Consider the following 24,796-nt stretch of genomic DNA (forward strand, 5'->3'; position numbering starts at 1 on the left):
TGTTTAAGATTGATTTTCCTCATGTAGGTATTTGACATCATCAAATATGTATTTGAAAATGGAGAGATTGCCTTTCAGACCTTCTGAACCTGTTATTTGTTCTTTTCGCTCCATCATATTTATAAATTTCTCAAAAGTATATCGAGTCGATTCTTTATCCGTTAACCAACTGAAATCAGGCACAAATTTGGGAATAAATTTTGACATTGCAATCTGGGAGCCAACTCCAATTACCGAGCCGGTTGTAAATGAAGAATTTATGGCGCACATAGCATGGTCACCCATAAATAATCCGCACTTATATTCACTGGTTTCACGGTAGCTAAGATCCTCATAATCAAACAACCGAACAACCTGCCAATTGTTTTTCAAATTAGAATTTGAAGTCCCTGCCCCGATGTTGCAGCCCTCTCCGATCACCGAGCAACCCAAATAACCTTCATGCCCTTTGGCACTATTTCCCCAAATCACCGTATTATTAATCTCGCCACAAACCGTGCTCCCCGGACCGATACTGGTATTCGGATATATCCTTGCTCCCGACTTCACCCTTGCCCCCTTTCCAACAGCAACATAGCCCTTCAAAAACGCCCCTTCTTCAATCTTAGCATCTTTAGCAATGTAAATAGGGCCTTCCAAGCTATTTAAACTCACCCCTTCAACCTGAGCTCCTTCTTCAATAAAGATCCAGGAACCAAAAACCATATTCGAATCGCTAATGGCAGCAGATTGGCGGCCAGCAGTCAATAAGTTATAGTCGAAAAGTAATTGGGATTTGTTTTGAAGGAATATATCTTCCAGAAAGTTTAAACTTGAGATTTCAGAAGATGACTTGATGGGATTGTAAGTTTCAAAGATGTTTTCCAGGTCCAGCCCTGGTTCACTGGTCTTGATCGCTATCCAGGAAGTTTCATCCATCAGCACATCTCCCTTTTTCATTGCTTTCAATTCTTTCACCAAATCATCAGAAGGAAGAACATTGGCTCTGATAAAAAGAAACTCTGTGGAATCTTGATGTTCAAATGGGTATTTTTCCGCTAGATGATTCGCGGTACTATAGGTGACAGGAGCTTGGAAAATATGTCCCCATTTTTCATTCAATGTACAAATACCTGTTCTGATATTGCCAACCGGACGGGTTGAAGCAAAAGGAAAGAGACGCTTACGCCAGTGCGCGTTATCAAATAAAACTATGGTTAGCGACATGAAATAAATGTACATAAAAAATCCCGACAAATAAATTTTATCGGGATAATATCAGTTTCTTTATAGTAAAGAATATTACTTTTTGTTGTAACGGCTACGGAATTTATCAATACGTCCAGCTGTATCAACCAATTTCATCTTACCAGTGTAGAATGGGTGTGATGTGTGAGAAATCTCTAACTTTACCAATGGGTACTCGTTACCATCTTCCCAAGTAATAGTTTCTTTTGTATCAACACAAGATTTAGTAACGAAAGCGTAGTCATTAGACATGTCTTTAAATACAACTAATCTGTAGTTTGATGGATGCAAATCTTTTTTCATTTTATCTTATGATTACTATATAATTCAACAATTGAGGTGCAAAGATAATTTATTTTTCATTCAAATACAAAAAACATAAACAAATTCATTTCCACACCTGTGAATAAGTTCTACTTGCCTTTGAATCAGCAAATACATTTCCGAGGATTTTCATCAGCAGAATTACAAAAGTAAACAAATCCCGTCAAAAACAAGCCTTTTTTCTCCATAAGCATCATTAAATAGTTCTAATTTCATACTTTTGCACAACATTATAAGTTGTACGTAAAATGAGCATCGGATTATCTGAACAAGAACAACAAAGAAGGCTAAACCTAAAAGCCTTGATCGACCTAGGCATTGACCCCTTCCCCGCTGAAGAGTTCAAAGTAAATGCTACGGCTGAAGACATTTTAGAAAACTACGAAAGAGATAAGATCAACTATAAGAGCATCAGTTTTGCGGGCCGTATCATGAGCCGCCGAGTGATGGGGAGTGCCTCATTCTTGGAACTTCAAGATTCAACCGGACGTATCCAGGCATACGTAAAACGTGATGACATCTGCCCTGACGAAGACAAGACCTTATATAATACCGTTTTCAAAAAGTTATTGGACATCGGTGATATCATCGGTATCACGGGTTTTGTGTTCACCACCCAAACAGGAGAAATCAGTATCCACGTTCAAACCTTAAAGGTTCTTACCAAAGCTTTGAGACCTCTTCCTATTGTTAAGGAAGCAGATGGAAAGACTTTTGATGCCTTTACCGATCCAGAACAACGCTATAGAATGCGTTATGTGGACCTGATCGTAAACTCCCACAATAAAGAGATTTTTGTTAAGCGTACGAAGCTGTTCAACGCCATGCGTGAATACTTCAACAACGCTGGATATATGGAAGTAGAAACTCCAATCCTACAGGCAATTCCTGGTGGAGCGGCTGCACGTCCGTTTATTACCCATCACAATGCATTGGATATCCCATTGTATTTGCGTATCGCCAATGAGCTTTATCTGAAAAGATTGATCGTCGGTGGATTTGATGGCGTCTATGAGTTCTCCAAAAACTTCAGAAATGAAGGTATGGACAGAACGCATAACCCTGAGTTTACCGCAATGGAAATCTATGTAGCCTATAAAGACTACAACTGGATGATGGATTTCACAGAGAATCTTTTAGAGCACTGTGCAATTGCAGTAAACGGAACAACAGAAGCTACTTTTGGAGAGCATCAGGTTGATTTCAAAGCGCCTTACCCTAGGGTGAGCATGACTGATGCCATCAAACAATTCACTGGTTTTGATATCACAGGAAAATCAGAGGATGAAATTCGTCAGGCTGCAAAAGGTATGGGAATCGACGTGAATGAAACTATGGGTAAAGGAAAATTGATCGATGAAATCTTCGGCGAGAAATGTGAAGGAAACTTTATCCAACCTACCTTTATCACGGACTACCCTATCGAAATGTCTCCATTGACCAAAAAACATAGAGACAATCCAGAATTGACAGAACGTTTTGAACTGATGGTCTGCGGTAAGGAAATTGCAAACGCATATTCTGAGCTTAACGATCCTATCGATCAAAGAGAGCGTTTCGAGCATCAATTAAAACTTTCTGAGAAAGGTGATGACGAAGCAATGTTCATTGACCAAGATTTCTTGCGTTCATTGGAATACGGTATGCCTCCTACCTCAGGACTAGGAATCGGTATGGACAGATTAATCATGTTCCTGACCAACAACCCTTCGATCCAGGAAGTATTGTTCTTCCCTCAGATGCGTCCAGAAAAAGTTGCAAAAGTTGCTTCAACAGCTGATTATGTAGAACAAGGAATTCCTGAAGCATGGGTACCTGTTCTTCAAAAAATGGGATTCACGACCATAGAGCTTCTAAAAGAAGCTAACCCAAACAAAGTTTTCAATGACTTAGGCGGAATGCGCAAGAAAATGAAACTAGATGTTGCCATGCCTACTAAAGACGAAGTCTTGGCCTGGTTCGAATAAGCAAATCGAAATAAAAAAGGAAAGCTCCAATGAATATCATTGGAGCTTTCCTTTTTTATGCGAAGGCCCATATAAAGAGACAACACCCTTTCCTTAGCCAATAACCCTAGCAACTATTCAAAACAATTGAATAATTTTATCGTTTAGATAGTTTAGACAGTTTGGCTAAAAAAGAAAACCTATGAAAAAACTCAATCTCATATACTTAATCCCACTTTTGGCAGCCTGCGCAAGCAACCAAGGCAGCAGCACAAAACCACCCAAAATCATTGGGAACTGGCAATGGATAGAAACCTCTGGTGGATTCGCCGGAATCACCAAAACACCCGAATCTACCCGCGAGATCAAACACCTGCAAATAACAAAAGACAGCGTATTCTATTATGAAAACGGTGAACTGACCTCCACCCTGCCCTATAAACTGACTTTGACCAAGTCCATGCTCAATAACAAGGACAGCTGGTTGCTCAATGAAGCACCACATAAGGTATTTGTTTATAGACAAGATAGCACCCTGGTCCTCCAAGAAGATTGCTTTGATTGCTTTTCACATAAATATGTGAAGATGAAGGAAAGATAACATAGTTAGATATAAGACATTAGACAAGAGACCCTTTAGCGCGCCAGCAATTCTGAACGAACAGTGAAGAATCTGTACGGCTATTTAAAAAATAGCTTGTCATCCTCAATCTTCGATTGAGGAACTGTACGCCAATGCCTAACATTAAATTTCATCTAGAGGTTTGGTATATATATTCTGAGAATTTTCGTACCTACTAATGACAAGTTGGTTAGAACTATGTTTCTAACTAAGCAATCCCTTGTTTAATTTCCAGAAAAATATCTTTTTTGCGACCTACTGCCCTGAAAGGGCAGAATTATTTTAGCAATGGTTTCAAAAAATATAGGACTAATGCAAAAACGCTGTTCGATTAATCGAACAGCAATTTTGCGCGACTTTCAGGCTAGCGCGCCATGTTAGCTAAAATAATAGAACCCCAAAAGGGGTTCTTTACGTATCAAACTTGACACCTTTCTAGCCCCATATTGCTGCAATCTTGGTCTATCCTCTAATCCTGTACCCTGAGCGGCGTCGAAGGGCATCCTGGTTCAAATGCATGCGGCGGGTGTATGCGATAAACCCCTACCAAATTTGACTCCTTTCTAGCCCCTATCTTGCTGCAATCTTTGTCTATCCTCCAATCCTGTACCCTGAGCGGCGTCGAAGGGCATCCTGGTTCAAATGCATGCGGCGGGCGTATGCGATACGCCCCTACCAAATTTGACACCTTTCTAGCCCCATATTGCTGCAATCTTGGTCTATCCTCTAATCCTGTACCCTGAACGGCGTCGAAGGGCATCCTGGTTCAAATCCATGCGGCGGGCGTATGCGATACGCCCCTACCAAATTTGACACCTTTCTAAACCCTATCTTGCTGCAATCTTGGTCCATCCTCGAATCCTCGTTGGCTGAGCGGAGTCCGAAGGGCATCCTGGTTCAAATGCATGCGGCGGGTGTATGCGATACACCCCTACCAAATTTGGCACCTTTCCAGCCTTCCCCTTTCCAACCATCCCAAACACGTAAAAACCCTTTTGTAACCGCTGAAAGGTCTTATGTCTATTGTCTGTTGTCTTATGTCTAAAAAACCAAAAGCCCCCGTTATTAGCGGGGGCTTTCGATTTTTATTTTGTTGCATCCGGAAGGAGGATAAACTTATAGAAGTTTTCTTCTTTCAGGTATTTGTTTGCAGCGGCTTTGACAGACTCAACCGTTACTTTATCTAGTTCTTCTAAATAGCGGGTAACTTTGGTTGGATCGGTTTCATTTTGAACGGAACCTAGTATTTCACTTGCCCAGAATCCATTTTCTTTAAGATCCAATTCCAATTGACGCTTTTCTTCGATCTTGAACTTATCCAAATCAACTTGTGATGGACCATTCGCTTTTAGCTTTTTGATCTCATCCATAGAAGAATTGATCAAGGATTGGTATTTGTCTACACTTGTACCAAAGGCAATCAAGAAGGAATACCTAGGTTTAGGGAATTTGCTGTAAGAGAATCTTGCTCCTGTTCCATAAACACCACTTTCTTCCTCGCGAAGACGTTCGATCAATTTATTGGTAAGAATAGTTTCCAAAGCGCTTGCATTGATGTTCTCTTGCTCATTATAGGTATAATCTCCATATAAGGTTAAACGAACCATTGCTTTCGCCTCTTTACCTTTGTTCACGACTTTCTCAACCCCTTTATTTTTTTCATAAAGGTTCAGGTCCTTAGGCTTTTCAGCACGGTTGGTTGTTGGCAATGAAGCAACATATTCTTCAAGATATGGCTTGATTTCATCCTCAGTAAAGGATCCAACAATCACAAAGGTAAAATCAGAAGCATCAGCAAACCTATCTTTATAGATCTCTAAAGCTTTAGCTTGGTTTACCTTATCAAGGTCATTAACAGTATAAGGGACGCGACGGATGCTATTTCCATAAAGCGTACGCTGTATTGCATCGCCGTAAACAAAGTTAGGATCGTTGTCACGGTTTGCCATCATGTCCTTTTGCTTGCTAATGGTACTTTGGAATACGTCATCCTCGATTCTAGGTTCTGTAAAATAGCCATAGACCATTTCAAAAGCAGTTTTCAAACTTTCCTTATCCGTTGCACCTCTTAAACCTTCAGAACGTTCCGAAATATAAGGGCTGATGTTCACATCCTTACCGGTCAAGCTTTTCTGCAATTCCACGGTATTCAATTGTCCGATACCTGAGCTGTTCACTAAATTTCCAGCGAATGAAGCAGACATATAATCAGCATCAGAATACAATGAAGTACCACCTGGGCTATATGCAGAGATCATGATCTGATCATTCTTGAACTTGGTCGGTTTCAATAGAACCTTTACCCCATTGCTCAAGGTCAATTCCTTGGTCTCAATGCCGTCGATTGATTTTTCAGATTTTATCGAACCCTTAACTGGGGTTTTAGACAACATTGGCAGATCAGAAACCTTATCATCATATGGTTTTATATCTTCCTTTTCGATAGCTGCAAACCATGAATTTACGGCTGCTTCTTCCGGTAATTTATCTTTCTCAGCGTCTGGTGCCAAGATCAATACATCACGGTTTATATCTTTATAGAATTCCTTACCTATAGATTCTACCTCTTTCAAGGTCAATGTAGGCAATAATTGTTTCGTGATTTCATATCTATCCTCATTGCTCAATGCAGGACCATCCTTCAAGAAATGGTTCAGATAGGAATTTACATAGCTATCAGACTTTCTTTTATCGCGCTCCACATAAGAAGTCTCATTGTTTTTCGCAATCGAGCTGATAGCACGTTTAAATTCAGTATCGGTAAATCCAAACCTTTGGAAACGGTCCAATTCTCTGACAATGGCTTTAAAGCCTTCCTCAAATTGTCCTGGTTTTGAAACAAAGAATGCACCTAAATTATCCAATCCACCCATGAATCCCGAGATATCTACCCCACCTTGAATAAATGGAGGGTTGGCAGATTGGCTCAATTCACTATAACGGGCATTGATCATTTGGTTGAAAACATCTTTCAACAATTCTCTCCTATAGTCTTTGACCGTACTTACTTTTTCCTCTGGGTGCTTGATCATGATCTGACCAACGGTATAGGTCATTTCTGGATCCGTCACCTTAATGAATTGGTTTTTATTCAACAGGTCCACCTTGTATTCTGTACGCGGTTTGATGGTTTTGGGAACCTTCATGTCCGAGAACAATCTTTTCACTTCAGCCTCCATCTGCTGAGGATCTACATCACCGACAATAATCAAGGATTGCAGATCAGGACGGTACCATTCAGCATGAAAATTACGGATTACTTCAGGATCAAAGTTCATGATCACTTGTTCCGTTCCAATGGGAAGACGATCGGCATAGCGCGAACCATTCAACATTACTTTGATGTACTGATCACGCATACGTTGCATAGCACCGCGTCCACCACGCATCTCTTCCATGATTACGCCACGTTCCTTATTGATCTCATCGGTCTCCAATAATGCGTCTTGCGCCCAATCACGCATTACCTGCAAGCCATTTTTCAATAATTCAGGATCATCCGAGGGAATAGGCAATTGATAAACAGTTTCATCAAAACTGGTATAAGCATTCAAGTCAGAACCAAAACGCACACCTGCTTTTTGCAAATAGTCGATCAAATCATTCTTTGGAAAATGTTTAAGACCATTAAAGTTCATGTGCTCCATAAAGTGCGCCAAGCCCAGTTCTTTCTCATTTTCAAGGATTGAACCGACCTTCATGGCCAAGTACATGGTCACACGTTTTTCCGGTTCAGTATTTTTGCGTATATAGTATTGGAATCCATTTGCTAACTTGCCTTTAATAACATCTTTATCAAAGGGCAATTTTGCATCCCATTTCAACGAGTCATTCATCAAGATGACTTTCGCCTCTGGGTTAAAGTTTGTTGGCACATACGCAGTAGCCATTTCTGTTGCAAAAGGCAATAAAAATGCTAATGCCAAGGGTTTTAGAAGTTTCATAATTTCAAAAAAAATTTACTAGAATGGTTACTAAATTATATTTGGAAAGCAATCTACAATAAATTTATTTAGCTTTAAAACAAATCTTATATTCAAACTATAGAATTATATTTTTTTAACAAATGGACTGGGAACTGACTAAAAGGGATTTTAAGCGATATTTATTATTGGAAAGAGGATTGAGCGATAATAGTATTGCTGCCTATTTAAATGATGTCCAAAAACTCCAGAGTTTTGCCGAGTTACAACAAATTGAACTGAGGCAATTCCAAACCCAGCACATCCAGCAATTTCTGCAATGGATCAATGAATTCGCCGTATCCGAATTTACCCAAGCCAGGCTTCTATCTGGGATCAAGACCTTTTTTGGCTTTCTTCAGATTGAACATGGCTTCTCAAACAATCCCGCAGAATTGATCGAGTCCCCTCGCCTTTCCAGAAAGATCCCTGCTGTTCTCAGTATCCAAGAAATCGATCAACTCATTGCCGCTATCGATCTGTCATCTCCTGAAGGTATGCGAAACAAAACCATCCTCGAAATCTTGTACGGTTGTGGCTTGCGGGTCTCTGAACTTTGTAATCTCAAAATATCCAATCTTTTCCTGGACGTTGAATTCATCAAAGTGGAGGGAAAAGGGAATAAAGAAAGGCTGATCCCCATTGGGCAGCAAGCTATAAAGTTTCTTAAGATATATTTAGAAGAAATCCGTGTCCATCAAGCCATCAAACCTGGAAAAGAAGATTATGTGTTCCTAAATCGCCGAGGCGCACCATTATCCCGTGTCATGATTTACTTGATCATTAAAGACCTGGCCAATAAGATTGGATTGAGCAAGGAAATCAGTCCGCATACCTTTCGCCACAGTTTTGCCTCCCACCTTGTGGAAGGAGGTGCCGATTTAAGGGCCGTACAGGATATGCTTGGCCATGAGAGCATTACAACTACCGAAATCTATACACACATCGATAAAGAATACCTGCAAAGTGTAATTACCCAGTTCCACCCCCGATCATAATGCAACAAAGTTTAATTTAATTTGCAACAGCATTGCATTTACATTATCTTTGCACTGTGATTAGATTATTGAGGTCGTATAAACAGGTAATATCATCCTTATGGATTGGCATCATGTTCCTTTCCATTAGCCTGATTGTTTTGCACCGCCATGATCACAGCCATGAAAACCAAGATTCCTGCGAACTAAACCATAAACATCAGCACGATCACTCGCATGCAGAGGACTGTCATTATTGTTTTCTTTTCTTTCAGCAAGGTATACAGGTTGAAACCCCATTCCATTGGGAATCAAATCCGAAAGGTTTTCTATTAAACACGATTCAAAGCATCCAGGTCTTTGAAGCTCCGATTTTGGAACCCAAATCCAGCAAAAGCCTTCGGGCTCCCCCTTATGCATATTTTACCCCAAACGTGTAATATATAGCATTTAATACCATTTTTTTACCACAACATACATGTTGAAATATGCATGGACCGTGCTCATCCTATTTTTATTGAATAGCGCTGTGGCACAGGCCCAATCCAATCAATACATAAAAGGTATGGTCATGGATGAGAACGATCAACCGATATTTGCAGCAAATATCAGTATCGAAAACTCAGACATCAGTACCTCATCCGATATCCATGGCAACTTTAAGCTTAAAGTGGGCCAAGGACATCAACACCTTACGCTAAAAGTTACGGCACTAGGCTACGAAACCTTTGAACAACCGGTTCATGTAGATTCTGATATTGTTCTGAAAATCAAATTAAAAAGCTTCACTGAGAAAATCGATGCTGTACATGTTTCTGCACAAGTTGAAGAACAGCGAGCAGCTGTGAGAGCGAAGCTTGATAAAGAACAGATCGAAGAAAGCAAGGGTAAGTTGGCCGCTGAAGTCTTTTCTCAGCTGTCGGGTGTTTCCATTCTAAATTCGGGTCATTCCGTGGCAAAACCGGTCATTCATGGTTTGCATTCCAACCGGATCATTCTCTTGAACAACGGAGTGAAACAGGAAGGTCAACAATGGGGAATGGAACATGCTCCAGAAATGGATCCCTTTACGGCAGATGAATTTGAAGTCATCAAAGGTGCACAGGCAGTTCGCTATGGCGCTGATGCCTTGGCTGGCGTATTGATCGCAAAATCACAAAACATCGACCCTTCCAAATTCCAAGGAAGAGCAGACCTAATTGCCCAATCAAATGGCCGTGGTGGATCTGCAAACCTTCAATTGCAAGGTGGCATCAAATCCATCGAAGGTTTAGCTTGGAAAATTCAAGGTTCAGGTAAAAAACTTGGTGATAGCAGGACGCCGGATTATGTATTGGGAAATACAGGTGTTGAAGAGATCAACTTCTCTGGAACAGTACAATACCGCAAGGACAACAATTTCTTGGAAGCCTATTACAGTAGATTTTCAACCGAACTAGGGGTATTTTATGGTGCCCATATAGGAAGTATCGAAGATATCTATGCACGGATAGAAAATGGAGAACCATTTGAAAAATACGATTTCAGCTATAAGATCAATGCACCTAAGCAAGATGTAACCCATCAATTAGGGAAGTTAAAATATCAATATAAACTGAATAACGGACTTCAACTGGAGGCTCAATATGCATTTCAGCAGAACCATCGCAAGGAATTTGATATGCGTAGAGCGGTTGCAGACAATATTCCCATGTCAGATATGGTATTGACCACACAACAACTCGAAGTGATGCTGAAGGCAAAATCGCATAGTTTTGGGATCGATCTAGGTAATCAGGTAAACAATAATACCGCCGGAACGGGCACCACTCCTATTATTCCTAACTTCGATAATTATTCCCTGGGCATTTTCGGGATCCATCAAATCCAATTCGACCAATGGCTCTTGGAAGCAGGCTGGCGATACGACTATCGGTATTTCGACGCAGCAGGATATCGTTATAAATATACCGATAAAGAACAGTCAGTCCCTCAGCAATATTTGTTGGAGGATACGCGAAGCTTCCATAACTTCTCTGGATCCCTTGCCGCAGCGTACAACATCAATCCTACTTGGCAATACAAAAGCAGCATTGGTCTTGCTTGGCGTGCTCCTACGGCAAACGAACTGTACAGCGATGGTGTCCACCATGGTGCCGGCATCTATGAAATCGGAAACTTGGACCTTAAAGCAGAACAAGGTCTAAAATGGGTGCATTCCATATCCCATAAATCTGAAACCTTGGCTTTGACCGCAGATATCTTTGGACAATACATCCATAACTATATCTACGCTGCTCCAAATCCAGACTCGGTTCGCCAGACCATCCGCGGGACCTTTCCTGTATTTAGCTACGGACAGGACAAAGCATTATTCTATGGTGCAGACCTGCAATTGCATTGGAAGTTTATGCCTAACCTACAATACACGCTGCAGGCTAGCCTAGTGAGGGCCAAAAACATCAGTACAGACACTTACTTGCCCTATATCCCTTCGGACAGGATGCAGAATGCCATACAATGGTACTATGCTGGTTCAGAAAAAGGATATATCAAGCTGAGCCATGAGTTTGTAGCCAAACAGAATAGGTACACAGCAGGCACGGATTACGTTGCTCCACCGGCTGCATACCATTTGTTTCATGCATATATTACACATCCACTAACTATTAATAAGCAACAGCTCCAACTTTCCTTGGCGGTTGAAAATATTTTCAACACAAGCTACAAAGACTATATGGACCGATTTAGGTACTATGCTCACCGCCCAGGAAGGAATTTTATTCTATCACTTAACTATAAATTCTAAAAAATCACATCATGAAATCAAACATCTTTATTTTATTCATATTAGCTTCTTTCTTCACTTTCCAATCTTGTTCTAAAGATGATCCTACTCCTGAAGTAGACCAAGAAGAAGTAAGTGCAGCAACTTTGACCTTTACCGAAGTGGAAGCTGAAAAACACGATGACCATTACCACTACCATGAAATCGCTAATCCTGAAATCGAAAAAGTGGAGTTTACAGGCGAGAAATTCCTTCCACCAGTAGGTGCTCATGTTCATTTGGAAGTAGGAAAATCCTACAAGTTCGAACTAATGGTCAAAGATTTCGCAGGTCGCGAAAGTCAGCAGACCTTTATCGACCGTGCTGACCAGCATTTTGCATTCCTTTTAGGTGCTCCTGCAGGTACACTTGCAGCAGAATACAGCGATAAAACAGCCGATGGTAAAGCCGCTAACGTCGGTATTACAGGATATATCACAGTTTTGAAAGCTTCAGACAGCTTTACGTTCCGTTATTTGATGCGTCACTTAAACCCTGGCGTTAAGAATACAATCAATCCTAAAACTGATATCTTCAACCCAGATTTCAACAAATTCGGTGGTGCAAACGACCTAGATCTTAAAGTGGAATTCCACCTTGTAGCAGAAGGCCACGAAGGTCATTAATACATTGAGACGCTCAAAATCAATAGCTTGCTAAAATCAGCAGGCTATTGTTGTATAAAACCCATAAAAAGTATTATTTTTGGCGAGCCGCCTCCGTAGTTCAATGGATAGAATGTTAGATTCCGGTTCTGATGATGTAGGTTCGATTCCTACCGGAGGTACTGAAAAAAGCCGCTTAAAGCGGCTTTTTTAGTATTTAGTAGAAAGTATTTAGTATTTAGACCTAGAGTGGAAACTCCAAATGACTCAATAAAGTTATACTAACCTAAATTGAGTTTAATAAAAATAGATTTTTATCCAAGCTATGTTAAATAGATAAATTATTTATTGTTTCCCTATCCTTTTACCTCTCAGTAATACCAATGGTTTAGATGGTCGAAATTAAGATGATCATCAAATTCTATGAATTTGATTTATTGCTGCGTTGTATTTCAACATTCTTTCATTGATGTACATATCAAAAAATTCGCCCTGGCTTTCTTTGATCAAGTTCTTAATAAGAAACGGATCTACCTTATCAAAAGGTTCAAAAGGTTGATCCAAATAGTTGAAATGATATTTTCTTCAGATAAACTCATGCGAAAACCGAAATGGAGCCTTAAATACGTTGCTACATGAGGCTCAACAGTACTTCGTATAAGGTTCTGTATAAGTCAATTTCATCATTGGATTAACTTACTCAAAGATAATCAACTAAACAGCTATTAATAACTAAAAATATTCTTAAAGAAAATCAATTTTAACCAGAATTCCTTGGACATGCTTGGACAAACTTGGACACGGATTAAAAGCAATTAGGATAGATTTTACTTTAATATAAATAAGATAAATAATTAATAATCAATAAATAATATAATACTTTGTTACTGCTATGTCCAAGTGTCCAATGTGTCCAACTATTTTATCACTTTTTCGAGTTTATTACAATTACATATAGTAACAATTCCACCTCAGCTTTTTTCTAAGAATATTCATAAATCCAAATAAACAAAATACAATTAACTGTGCTTTATATTAATTATAGGTTACAATACATTTACCATGGAAGTATTTTTTTATTTATTTTTTATTTAAATTGCGTTATTGACGACTGGAAATCTAAAACAGTTGTTGGATCATCATTCACAAACACAACAGTAGAGGTAATTATCGATGCTACAAATAATAATGTTGAAATAACTTTTCGAACTACTGACACTAATGGAGGAACCGCAATTTGGACAAGCTATTAAAATTTAAAAAATATATTTCGGTTGTTTGTTGTTCTTTAATAATTATTGCATGCAATAATCATAATAGGAATTTTAGATATGTACAAACAATTCCAGATTCCCTAAGAACTGAGGAAGAAAAGATTATTGCACACAAATTAATTGAAGTTTTAGTGCAAGACATATATGTTCAAGATAATAAAGTTGCTTTAAAATCTTCAAAATCAGATTTCAAATCCAAAGGGATTCCATTGGAGTATTTTAATAAATTAAAAGACGATATTAAAATTACCAACAAATATCTGAATTCAAACAAGGTAAATAATATGCAAGAATTAGTAGATTCTTTAAAATCCAATTTAAAGAGTGAATTAGAAAAGTAGTTGCAAAAAACTCATGAAAAAATAGGGATCATTAAAAAATGATCTCTGTTTTGTTTAATAACAAATTCTGAGTTAAAAAAAATTCCCGATGGCTAAATTCCCAGTTAACTATTTCCAGTATATAGCCGTTTTAGTCTGTTCGGATAATGAACACCGATCATACCTCATTAAATATTTTTGTGAAATGAATGCCAATGGCATTCGAGACATAATTCATTACATAGGCCCTGAAAGCGGCCTCCTTGCTTGTCCAGATATTCTTGATTTCATCGAAGTACATGGTATAGGTATAATATCTCGTTTTTTGCTACCATGGTTTAGACCTTGAGTGGCTACTAAAATATTGTAAACAATTTTGTAAGATCAAGAAATATCAATTCCCTTCATTTGAGCTTCCTCTAAGACCGAATTGTCTATTCTATAATTTTCAGGATCCACTTCATTCTCTAAAAGACTAAAAAACAAATGGTCGGTATCCTCCAATTTTGAGAAATATTCTTGTTTAATAAAGGAATTGTTTTCAATTTCATGTTTTGTAAGTGCTTCATTTAATGGAGCTTAATCATATTTCTTATCGTCATTCGTTATGTGAAAAATGGACATAGACTGAAAATCCAAGACTGGCTTTTTCTCATTGTTTAAATGAAAGTTTTTAATCCAATAGAAAATAAGAACCCAATCAATATCATTCAATTTCTTAATGTCAAATTGAAAACAGTTAGCGACCAAGATTATATCCTCTCCTTCTACATTTAAATAATGATCCTTTTTACAGACCAGATTTTCTATTATATTTATTTTCATAGTGAATTAAGGCTATATATTCCCCACTTTTGGGATTTTGGTTATTGTTCATATAAATATAAAGAAAAACAATCTTGAAATTAATTTAGTAGTAATTAGTAGATAGTATTTAGTATTTAGACTCCTGTCCAAACAAAACCTTTTTAATAAACTATAAAGAGACGGTAAATAAAACCTTATGATTTACCTAGTAGCCTTAATTCTGACCTTATTCGAGACATATTTTGAAATTTCGCAACACAAGCAATGGTATCCCATTACTATCCCCGAATCATTCTCGAACATGCCTCGAATAAAACCCCTATTATAATTCCAAAATTTGGGTCAAAAAAACAGGCATATTTAATCATTATAAAGGCAGATTCAGCTTATTTTTTAAAAATAAAATGAATCTATGGCGAGAATATTCTCCAAAAGCATGAGGTATAAAAATAGGACCTATTTGGTCCTACAGGTCTAAAAACAAAATGCTCTAATCCAAAACCCCTAGCAGGGGTGACATCTTTGTAGAATGTTGTAGCGTCCAAGGGATAACCCACAGCGTGGGTGAAATATTTTTCTGCAAATCTTTCAAAAGAAAATAGTTTCCTCATCTTACGATTACGGAATGACACCGACCCTTAAAAATATAAAAAAATAGATTCTTCGCTGCGCTCTGAATCCCTCTCAGGAATATCCATTTCTGAACGGAAAGTGAAGAATCTGTACGAGAATGCCTCTACCTGCTGTCATTATCCATCGAAGATGGATGACCTGTTCGCCAGTTCAATCATTGTTTGAATGGTTCCGAGAACCTTCGTTTCTCAGGTTGACATCGGAAAAGTAAAGCATTTATGCGATAAACTGCCCTAGAAGGGCAGAATTATTTTAGAAATGGTTTCGAACAAAAAAAGGCTAATGCAAAAAGATGTTCAATTAATCGAACATCTTTTTGCGCTATCTCTAGGCGAACCTGCTATGTTAGCTTAAATAATGGAACCCCAATGAGGTCCTACATCAATAATTTTAAAAGCTAATTTATGCGTTCGTTAATTTACAATTGCTTGGTAGCAACAAAAAACCCTCAACCATTTAATGGTGAGGGATTTAGTTCTGTGCGCCCACCTGGGCTCGAACCAGGGACCAAAAGATTATGAGTCTTCTACTCTAACCGACTGAGCTATAGGCGCAGTTTTTGTGCTGTTAAAATGGGTATAGGATACCCGTTTTGACGATGCAATTATCGATATTTGAGACGAGAAAACAAAATTTTTATATGCAAAAAGTTAAAAATGTTATTCTGGATTATGGAAATGTAATCTTTATGATTGACTTTCCTAAAGTGCGTCAAGCCTTTATGGATTTAGGGATTAAAAACGTGGATGATTTTTTTGGACATCATGGTCAGGACTCTTTGTTTGATGCTTTTGACAAAGGAGAGATTTCTGTTCCGGAGTTTCGGGATGGCGTCCGTAAAAAGGCCGATCGATACGATCTAAGCGATGAACAGATAGATACTGCATGGAATTCCTTGTTGCTTGGTGTGCCAGAAGGAAAGCATGAAATCTTGGAGAATCTAAGGGAAAATTACCGTACTTTCCTTTGTAGCAATAATAATGAACTGCACTATGCATATTGCATGAACCATATCCAGGAGAAATATGGCGTCCCTAGCAATGATGTGTTTTTTGAACGCACATATTATTCCCATTTAGAGGGATTACGCAAGCCCGATGCCGCGATTTTTGAACGCGTATTGGAGCAGAACAATCTAATTCCTGAAGAGTCCCTGTTTATCGATGATAGTCCGCAACATTTGGAAGGCGCAAAAAAGCTTGGTATCCAGACAGTTCTTTGTAGCAAAGAGAGACCATTGGAACAGATCGTTGCTGACTTGAAATTATATTAGAATTACCTTGCGTAATGTCATTGCTTTACTTATCTTTGCAGACCAAGAATTTTCACGACGGAAGGAGGTATACAAAAAAGCTATGATTATTGTAAATGTAAAAGAAGGAGAATCTCTAGATAGAGCATTAAAACGTTTCAAGAAGAAATTCGAGAAGACTGGTGTTTTAAGAGAATTACGTTCGCGTCAAGCTTATGAGAAAAAATCTGTTGCTCGTCGTATCCAAGTTAAGAAGGCTATTTATAAGCAATCTTTAAATCAAGATAATGCGTAATGATATAAAAAAGCTGCTCAAGGGCAGCTTTTTTTATGGTATATAGTTTTGGGGGTTCCAGCAAACATCCCCTTTGCATTAGCCTAAAATAATGCTGCCCTAAAATAATTCTGTTCTAAAATAATTCTGCGCTGAAATAATTCTGCCCCTCTCGGGCAGTAAATCGCAAAAATTGCTTTCTTTTTCCGGTGTCAACCTGAGGCACGAAGGTTCTCGGAACTATACAAAAAATGATTGAATTGGCGTACAGGTTCTTCATCTTCGATGAAGAATGACAAGATCAGAGTAGAGACATACGTACAGATTCTTCAAATTCGTTCAGAATTGGATATTCCTGAGAGGGATTCAGAGCACAGCGAAGAATCTATTTTTTGTTTTTTTAAGGATCGTTGTCATTGTGGATCGTAAGATGAACAATCTATTTCTAATGATTGTGGATTTTCCAAGACCCTTCGGGGAACCCTACCAATGAAGTTAGGTAGAACTGTATTTCTAGGTATTTAGACCCAAATTTATTTTCTTGATGAATATCTCTTTAGGAAACCTACTGCCCTAGAAGGGCAGTATTATTTTAGCAATGGTATCGAACAATATAGGGTTAATGCAAAAACGATGTTCGATTAATCGAACATCGTTTTTGCGCGACTTCCAGGCTAACGTGCCATGCCAGCTAAAATAATGGAACCCCAAAAGGGGTTGTATCTCTAAAATTAAAAAAATTTTCCCTTCCACTTTCCTGTCATCACCTTCCAATAAATTTAGTCCAAATTTTTACTTCTCAGTGTGACACAAAAAAGGTTATAGAAAAATATTTCACCCCCGCTAGGGGTTATCCCTTGAATGCTTCACCTTTCTATAAAGATTTCACCCCCTTCCAGGGGTTTCATGCAAACACCATTCTTCCTAAGGAAGTCCTTTAGCCCCCGGCTCATTTCCAGTGGCGGAAAAATGGATAGAATGCCGTCGACCTGTGCGATGGGATTGGCCTTGGAATGCTTTCAATAGATCATCCCATTAAAAGGGATGATCTATTGAAAGATATTCCCGACAACAAGGCATTCTATCCATGTGCGGATGATCGTGCGAAAAGCCACCTTAAATGGGCCGAAGCGTTACGGATTCGAGTTGTTTTGGTATCCGTGAGCTCCTTCGTCGGTTTTGGTTACTTTTGGGCTCCAAAAGTAACAATGAGAATTTGTTGATGTTCAAACATTGGTAATCATTAAAGAAAACCATTTCAAATAAAGAAAGGATTTTCCGAGAGCCTTCGGAGCTGCCCTCTGTGTGACCCAAAAAGGGTATAGAAAAATATTTCACCTCCGCTAGGGGTTATTCCTTGAATAATTCACCTTTCTATAAAGATTTCACCCCCTTCCAGGGGTTTCATGCAAACACCATTCTTCCGAAGGAAGTTCTTTAGCAACCGGCTCATTTCCAGTGGCGGAAAAATGGATAGAATGCCGTCGACCTGTGCGATGGGATTGGCCTTGGAATGCTTTCAATAGATCATCCCTTTTAATGGGATGATCTATTGAAAGATATTCCCGACAACAAGGCATTCTATCCATGTGCGGATGATCGTGCGAAAAGCCACCTTAAATGGGCCGAAGCCTTTTGGTTACTTTTGGGCTCCAAAAGTAACAATGAGAATTTGTTGATGTTCAAGCATTGGTAATCATTAAAGAAAACCATTTCAAATAAAGAAAGGATTTTCCGAGAGCCTTCGGAGCTGCCCTCTGTGTGACCCAAAAAGGGTATAGAAAAATATTTCACCTCCGCTAGGGGTTATTCCTTGAATAATTCACCTTTCTATAAAGATTTCACCCCCTTCCAGGGGTTTCATGCAAACACCATTCTTCCTAAGGAAGTCCTTTAGCATCCGGCTCATTTCCAGTGGCGGAAAAATGGATAGAATGCCGTTGACTTGTGCGATGGGATTGGCCTTGGAATGCTTTTAATAGATCATCCCATCAAAAGGGATAATCTATTGAAAGATATTCCCGACAACAAGGCATTCTATCCATGTGCGGATGATTGTGCGAAAAGCCACCTTAAATGGGCCGAAGCCTTTTGGTTACTTTTGGGCTCCAAAAGTAACGAAGAGAATAGTAAAAAAATTTTCACCCCCTTTAGGGGTTTTCTATACAAGCTTCTATCTCCTCATTCATTTCATAAATAATTGGGATCTTGCCATCAGGCAAATATCCAATCCTTAAAATTTTCAGTAGCTTTGATTTTATCCTATAAAAAATATGTTAATTATCGATTCCACTTCTAATGACGCTTATTTCAATATAGCACTAGAAGAATATTTACTTTACAAATACCCCACTGAGCCTATTTTCCTTTTATACATCAATGCTCCTGCAATTATTGTAGGAAAGTTCCAGAACACTTTAGCAGAGATCAATCTAGAATATGTTCAGGAGAATGGTATTAAAGTGGTTCGGAGGATGTCTGGTGGTGGTGCGGTATACCATGATTTGGGCAACCTGAATTTTTCATTCCATACGAAGTTAATTGAGGAAGAGTTTATGGACTTTGCTAAGTTCACTCAGCCAGTGCTCAACGTATTACATCAGTTTGGGATACCTGGTCGTCTGGAGGGTCGTAATGACCTATTAGTGGATGGCAAGAAGTTCAGTGGTAATGCGAAACTTGCCAAAGCTGGGAAGATGATCCAACATGGAACCATATTGTTCAATTCGGAGATGAGTATTTTGGCCGATGCTTTGAAGATAAATCCATTAAAGTTTCAGGATAAGGCTGTAAAATCCAATCGCTCAAGGGTGATAAACCTGAAAGAATATTTGCCCGATCATGTGAGCATAGACCATATTAAGCAAGCCTTAATCGATCAGATGATGATGGACGATCCGCAGGCGAGGGTTTATGAGTTGACGGATGAAGACGTGAAAGCTGTAGAAAAATTAATTGCTGAAAAGTATGGTACTTGGGATTGGAACTTTGGTTTTTCACCCATGTATAATTTCAAGAATGCGATCAAAGTCCCTTCTGGTTTTATAGAGCTACACATGGATGTATTACAGGGTGGAGTGATCAATGCAGTAAAGATCTTTGGAGATTTCTTTGCGTCTAAGCCTATTGAAGAGCTTGAGGCGAAGTTGGTCGGCATCAATCACAATGAAGAAGATATCCGAACTTTGCTAAATTCTGTTGATCTTACGGCGTATTTTGGCAAGGTGACGGTGGATGAATTAATTGGTTTATTTCGTTAGACAAAAATCTTGAAAACCTTTTTCCGAAAATATCATTCTAGATTCATTTAAAAAAAATATAGATAAATGCCTTTTCTAAAACATGTGAGTTAAAGTTAATCCTTATTCAAGCAAACTAATTACTATACCATATTTTTTACCCTAAATAATTTACTTATTATATATTATCGATTGCTTTTCCCCCAGCGATTAAAAATATACAAAATTATTTCTTCAATTTCTTCTATCTTTCTAGAGGACGCAATTGCTCTAACATAAAACTCCTTAATTATCTTCAAAGAATTATCATTCGATTTAGTTTTGTTTAATAAAAAAACAGGATAACCACTTGGTTTAACTTCAACAATAAAAATTGTTTTCCCATCAATTATTTCAAATTCACCATTAATATATGGCCAAACTGTTTTCGAAAAATAATATGAAATTGCCTTGTCAAAGTTTTTTCGAAAAAAATCTTTTTTATCCATTCCTTCAGGTACTACTGCAAAATCAAAATCTTCCAATCCTTGAATTTCTTTATCATCTCTAACTCCAACAAATAATTTACCACCGTCTGAGTTCAAAAACGAACAGATAGATTTGGCAACAAAATAAGTTGTTCCTAATGTTAACTTCCCTAAGTTGAAATTATAATACAAACTAGGTTTAAATTCAATATTTCTATTTTCCCCTATACTTATATCAAATTCTAAATTATTTTTTTTGTATATATTGATATTAGCCAAACAATAGGCTTCTAATTCTTCATTTGACATCCACCAAAATTTATTTTTTGTAATGCTTATATCAAATGTAGTTTGCATAAACCAAAATGTATTCGGATCGATTATATTTTCGTGTTCATATAAATCATAAGAATATGAGGTTATTCTTTCCAAACTTGAGGTTTCTAAATTATTTTCTATATAATATTCATATTCATTCTTCAAATTTAAAGTAACATCATCCACTATTTCGCTATCAATCAACCCAAGAAAGTCAATCGTATATCCATAATCTTCATCATCATCTAAATAATAGCACAATTGAATTTCAGTATATTGAGGTTTTGAAGGCAATCTACCATGGATAATTTTACCTTTTCTACTTTTTAATCTATAAGTGCTTGAAGGAATTATTATTTTAAAATTACTTTCAAAATCAATAACATTATTAGATAGAATCACCTCCTTCAAACATAAAAAACTATTAACAGCATTTTGTCTTGCAAAAATTGGACATTTATCTTCAAATACTTGGGTATTAACAATTACTTCTTGACCATCAATTGTATAATATGATCCTTCAATTTTGTATTTTATCATAAAAAAATAAACTGTAACGTTTTAATTGATTTAAATTCAAAATATAAAAAGGTTAGCCCCAAAAGCTAGGACTATTTGTCTCTTTGAATCTATCTAAATTTTTTTTTGTAACATAATGAAAATTATTGAATTACACTAGTATCTTTATTAAAAAAATAATTTAATATATCTAATTAATAAGATGCAATATTTTTAGAATATTTATATTTAGAGGAGAAACCATTGATGAAAACTTTCATAATACTATTCTGATGATTTTGAAAATTAGGAATATTTGAACAATATTATCATCTCCCTAAATTATTAATAACAGCAATAATATTTATATGGAAATAAAGGTAATAACAGGCAGCGTTGATGTCCATAGCAATGAAAAATATACTGGAGGAATAAAAATAGAGGCAAAGATAAAAGCCTACATTGCGGAAAATAATATCAAGGACATAAAAAATGTGCTTCCTGTTCAGGTTCAATGGGTAAAAGACAGCAATGCATATTATACTCTTTTTTATTCAGTTACATTAATCCTTTAATAAAAATTTGAGGACAATGTATTGAAATAACTTCATGTATTGAAGCCTTAAAATAGAGAAAGCCGTTCATTATCCTGAACGGCTTTCTCTATTATTGACCATTAGCTAGGAACACCAAAGGTCCTTAACTAAGTCTCTAACTGTTATTTCTTTTTCAATTTCTGCAAACGATCTTTTGCTTCAGGGATGATATCATCATCACCTTCATAATTTTCGATTACACTCTCCAAAGTACTTCTTGCCTGAACCGCATCACCTTTGCGGGCGTAGGTATCGGCAAGCAGAATAAAGCTTTTTGCTACCCAATAATCGTTGTTATCCATGTTATTGATTACATCAAAGGCTGACTCCTGCGCTTTGGTATATTGTTTTTTAGCATATTGCAATTCGGCTACGCGGTACCTAGCTTCTGCACTGGCGGTCGCTTTACTTTTCAGCGCTGCCAGATTTAGCTCTTTCAATGCTGATTCAGCATTTCCTTCCTTTTCATAGGCTTTGGCGCTGTAAAGATGGGCGGTAGCAATTTCTGCTTCGGTTGCTTTATTGTAATTCTTGATCAATTCAACATATTTCTGCATCTGCTCATAGTCACCGATTTCGTAATAACAGATCATCAGGTTCGTAATGGCATAGCCATAGTTATCCTTGTAATCTGAATTAAGCTCTAACTTTTTGAGGTGCACAATAGCTTCGTTGTATTCCTTCAATTTCAGGTACAGCGCAGCCACTGTCATCAAGGTTTTCTCGGTATACTGACTGGTCCAATCGTTCAAGATAATGTTCAAATCGTGCAAAGCTTCCTCTGGACGATTAGTATGGTATAAACTCACCCCTCTGATAAATCGGGCATGTTTCTCATGCCTTGGTTTTGGGAATTTATCAAAATAGGCATTGATGGCCTCTACTGCTGGCCCATACTGCCCTCTTGAAAACAAGGTATTACCAGCTTGAAAAGCTAGGTTATCCTGTTCTGCTGGACTTAGGTCAGTGATATTGGTGCTGGTAGCATATTGAATATAGCTGGTTGCATCACCTTGATCCAAATAGATATTCTCGATAGAGAGCAATGCCTGCGAAGCTTCACTGGTTTTGGAGTAATCCTTTACAATCTTTTGGAAAGTGGCCATTGCAGCTTCAGAATCATCTTTGTTGTATTGTACAAGTCCAATGGTCATCAACGCTCTCGGCACGTAGCTACTACGAGGATATTGTTCGATCATCTTTTGCAGACCTTCGATGGCAACATCATAATCGCCTTTCACAAAATAGATATATGGGATCTCAAAGGCTACATCATCTGCATAGTTTGATTTTGGGAATTTTTCAACGACAGACTGAAGGGTCTTTAGTTTGGATTCATTATCTCCCTGCAATCCTTGGATAATACCATGCTGGAATAAGGCATAATCCTGATTTGGTGCCTTTTCCGCAATCAATTGGTCATAGTATTCATTGGCCTTTCCATAGTTACGCATGGACAGGTAGGAATCTCCTAAACGAGCCATCACATCATACCTGGTATCTTTGTCCAATGAACTTCCTTCATACGCCAGAAAGCGTTCAAAGTATTGGGCTGCTACACTATACCTGTTGATCCTGAATGCAGCGTATGCCAAGGCATAGTTCGCATAATTGTATACAGTAGTTTGTTTGGCAACGGGTAGTTGTAGGAACTTGGAGAAGTTATCAACGGCCTCACCATATTTACGTACTTCATACATAGCCTCTGCCTTCCAATAAGTTGCCAAAGCTGCCATTTCGGGATCAAAGGGAAATTTCTCGGAACGCATGAACATGGAAATACTGTTTTCAAAAGCTCTCTCATTATAGAATTCCAATCCGCGGTAGTAAGTTATCTTTTGATAGACCCTATCGGCAACCTCTTCCCTATTGTTGAAGGATTCCAACAAGTATACAGCAACCTGAAAGTTACTGGATCCAGATAAGACCTTCGCCATACGCATTTCAGTGGTTTCTGAGCCTTTATCTTCTTTGTCAAGGTTGTTGTAAACCATGCCAATATATTGCTGCAAGGGCACTAAAGATGCTTGTACAGAGTCTAAATCATAGAGGATCTTCGCGTAGTTGTACATGGCGTCCGCTTTCAGGTCTGGATCATAATTAAGCCTGGATGCTTTATAGAAGGCATCGCGAGCGGCCTGTTTATTTCCGGTATCTTGGGCCATATAGCCTAAAGCGATAACGGAACTTTGATAAAAGGCATCACCTGGTTCTACTTTCTGCAGAATGGAAGTTGCTCTTTCGTATTCCTTGCCCCTATAGGCAATGATACCGATCCTGTTATTATCAATATTGCTACCTTTTGAGTTAGGATACTTTTGAGGAAGAGGAAAGTGATAAGGTTCTTTGAAGCCATTCTTGCCAAAATACATACCTGCGGCAATCTGGCGCAGCTCCACCTCTAGAGCTTTCCGGTCGATATTCATCTCCGGACTCCGACGGATCTTTACAGCATCGGCCAACATAGGACGGTAATCCCTAACCACCTCAATGGAATCCATGTCTTGAGGTTTGGTTCTCTCTAATGGTTTAGTAGGTACCTGTTCTTTTTTCTCTTCTTGCGCATACCCAGCGACCAGCATAACGGAAAAGGTTCCGGTAAGTATATATTTTAAGTAATTATTGCGAATCTTCTGTTTAAGTATCATT

At 38.1% G+C, this 24,796-nt stretch carries 16 protein-coding genes and 2 tRNA genes; 11 read left to right on the plus strand and 7 right to left on the minus strand.

Annotated features, from left to right (window positions below):
• Window positions 1-3: 3 nt before the first annotated feature.
• Together CKW03_RS11100 and CKW03_RS11105 are read right to left on the minus strand one after the other, a co-directional pair.
• Window positions 4-1,206 (minus strand): putative sugar nucleotidyl transferase, encoded by a 1,203-nt coding sequence (locus tag CKW03_RS11100; RefSeq protein ID WP_157739489.1) that lies wholly within the window; start codon window positions 1,204-1,206, stop codon window positions 4-6.
• A gap of 75 nt (window positions 1,207-1,281) precedes the next feature.
• Window positions 1,282-1,530, minus strand: a complete 249-nt coding sequence (locus CKW03_RS11105; protein ID WP_093096812.1) for a type B 50S ribosomal protein L31 — start codon at window positions 1,528-1,530, stop codon at window positions 1,282-1,284.
• A gap of 269 nt (window positions 1,531-1,799) precedes the next feature.
• Here CKW03_RS11105 and lysS point away from each other — a divergent pair, with 269 nt between their 5' ends.
• Both lysS and CKW03_RS11115 read left to right on the plus strand, forming a co-directional pair.
• A complete protein-coding gene (gene lysS, locus CKW03_RS11110; protein WP_093096814.1) occupies window positions 1,800-3,518 on the plus strand; it encodes a lysine--tRNA ligase in 1,719 nt (572 codons plus the stop codon).
• Between the two features lie 181 nt (window positions 3,519-3,699).
• Window positions 3,700-4,098, plus strand: a complete 399-nt coding sequence (locus CKW03_RS11115; RefSeq protein ID WP_093096817.1) for a hypothetical protein — start codon at window positions 3,700-3,702, stop codon at window positions 4,096-4,098.
• Window positions 4,099-5,204: 1,106 nt separating this feature from the next.
• Here the strand turns inward: CKW03_RS11115 and CKW03_RS11125 are convergent.
• Window positions 5,205-8,063: a M16 family metallopeptidase gene (locus CKW03_RS11125; protein WP_093096822.1), complete on the minus strand. Its 2,859-nt coding sequence runs from the start codon at window positions 8,061-8,063 to the stop codon at window positions 5,205-5,207.
• A 122-nt stretch (window positions 8,064-8,185) separates the two neighbouring features.
• Here CKW03_RS11125 and xerD point away from each other — a divergent pair, with 122 nt between their 5' ends.
• On the plus strand, window positions 8,186-9,079 hold the full coding sequence (gene xerD / locus CKW03_RS11130; RefSeq protein WP_093096824.1) for a site-specific tyrosine recombinase XerD: 894 nt from the start codon (window positions 8,186-8,188) through the stop codon (window positions 9,077-9,079).
• A gap of 126 nt (window positions 9,080-9,205) precedes the next feature.
• On the opposite strand, the gene CKW03_RS20400 is transcribed toward xerD, so the two are convergent.
• Window positions 9,206-9,358, minus strand: a complete 153-nt coding sequence (locus CKW03_RS20400) for a hypothetical protein (protein ID WP_157739491.1) — start codon at window positions 9,356-9,358, stop codon at window positions 9,206-9,208.
• A gap of 178 nt (window positions 9,359-9,536) precedes the next feature.
• Here CKW03_RS20400 and CKW03_RS11140 point away from each other — a divergent pair, with 178 nt between their 5' ends.
• The 4 genes from CKW03_RS11140 (at window position 9,537) to CKW03_RS11160 (ending at window position 14,084) form a co-directional block, all read left to right on the plus strand.
• A complete protein-coding gene (locus CKW03_RS11140) occupies window positions 9,537-11,846 on the plus strand; it encodes a TonB-dependent receptor (RefSeq protein ID WP_093096829.1) in 2,310 nt (769 codons plus the stop codon).
• An 11-nt stretch (window positions 11,847-11,857) separates the two neighbouring features.
• The gene (locus CKW03_RS11145) at window positions 11,858-12,490 is read left to right on the plus strand and encodes a hypothetical protein (RefSeq protein ID WP_093096832.1); all 633 of its coding nucleotides are present in this window, start codon (window positions 11,858-11,860) and stop codon (window positions 12,488-12,490) included.
• A gap of 89 nt (window positions 12,491-12,579) precedes the next feature.
• Window positions 12,580-12,651, plus strand: a tRNA-Arg gene (locus CKW03_RS11150).
• 1,055 nt (window positions 12,652-13,706) lie between these two features.
• Entirely contained in the window at window positions 13,707-14,084 is a 378-nt protein-coding gene (locus CKW03_RS11160) for a hypothetical protein (protein WP_093096837.1), read from the plus strand.
• Window positions 14,085-15,983: 1,899 nt separating this feature from the next.
• Here CKW03_RS11160 and CKW03_RS11170 read toward each other — a convergent pair.
• Window positions 15,984-16,057, minus strand: a tRNA-Ile gene (locus CKW03_RS11170).
• Window positions 16,058-16,143: 86 nt separating this feature from the next.
• Between CKW03_RS11170 and CKW03_RS11175 the strand changes: the two genes are divergently transcribed.
• The 3 genes from CKW03_RS11175 (at window position 16,144) to CKW03_RS11195 (ending at window position 20,289) form a co-directional block, all read left to right on the plus strand.
• Entirely contained in the window at window positions 16,144-16,776 is a 633-nt protein-coding gene (locus CKW03_RS11175; protein WP_175486290.1) for an HAD family hydrolase, read from the plus strand.
• Window positions 16,777-16,858: 82 nt separating this feature from the next.
• The gene (gene rpsU / locus CKW03_RS11180; RefSeq protein WP_093097788.1) at window positions 16,859-17,050 is read left to right on the plus strand and encodes a 30S ribosomal protein S21; all 192 of its coding nucleotides are present in this window, start codon (window positions 16,859-16,861) and stop codon (window positions 17,048-17,050) included.
• 2,252 nt (window positions 17,051-19,302) lie between these two features.
• Window positions 19,303-20,289: a lipoate--protein ligase gene (locus tag CKW03_RS11195; RefSeq protein ID WP_093096843.1), complete on the plus strand. Its 987-nt coding sequence runs from the start codon at window positions 19,303-19,305 to the stop codon at window positions 20,287-20,289.
• Between the two features lie 164 nt (window positions 20,290-20,453).
• Here CKW03_RS11195 and CKW03_RS11200 read toward each other — a convergent pair whose 3' ends face one another.
• A complete protein-coding gene (locus CKW03_RS11200) occupies window positions 20,454-21,593 on the minus strand; it encodes an AlbA family DNA-binding domain-containing protein (RefSeq protein WP_093096846.1) in 1,140 nt (379 codons plus the stop codon).
• Window positions 21,594-21,919: 326 nt separating this feature from the next.
• Between CKW03_RS11200 and CKW03_RS11205 the strand changes: the two genes are divergently transcribed.
• On the plus strand, window positions 21,920-22,126 hold the full coding sequence (locus CKW03_RS11205; RefSeq protein ID WP_093096848.1) for a hypothetical protein: 207 nt from the start codon (window positions 21,920-21,922) through the stop codon (window positions 22,124-22,126).
• Window positions 22,127-22,269: 143 nt separating this feature from the next.
• Here CKW03_RS11205 and CKW03_RS11210 read toward each other — a convergent pair whose 3' ends face one another.
• Window positions 22,270-24,795: a tetratricopeptide repeat protein gene (locus tag CKW03_RS11210; RefSeq protein WP_093097790.1), complete on the minus strand. Its 2,526-nt coding sequence runs from the start codon at window positions 24,793-24,795 to the stop codon at window positions 22,270-22,272.
• Window position 24,796: the final 1 nt, after the last annotated feature.

The sequence above is a fragment of the Sphingobacterium mizutaii genome, from assembly GCF_900187125.1.
GTDB classification, from domain to species: Bacteria; Bacteroidota; Bacteroidia; order Sphingobacteriales; family Sphingobacteriaceae; genus Sphingobacterium; species Sphingobacterium mizutaii.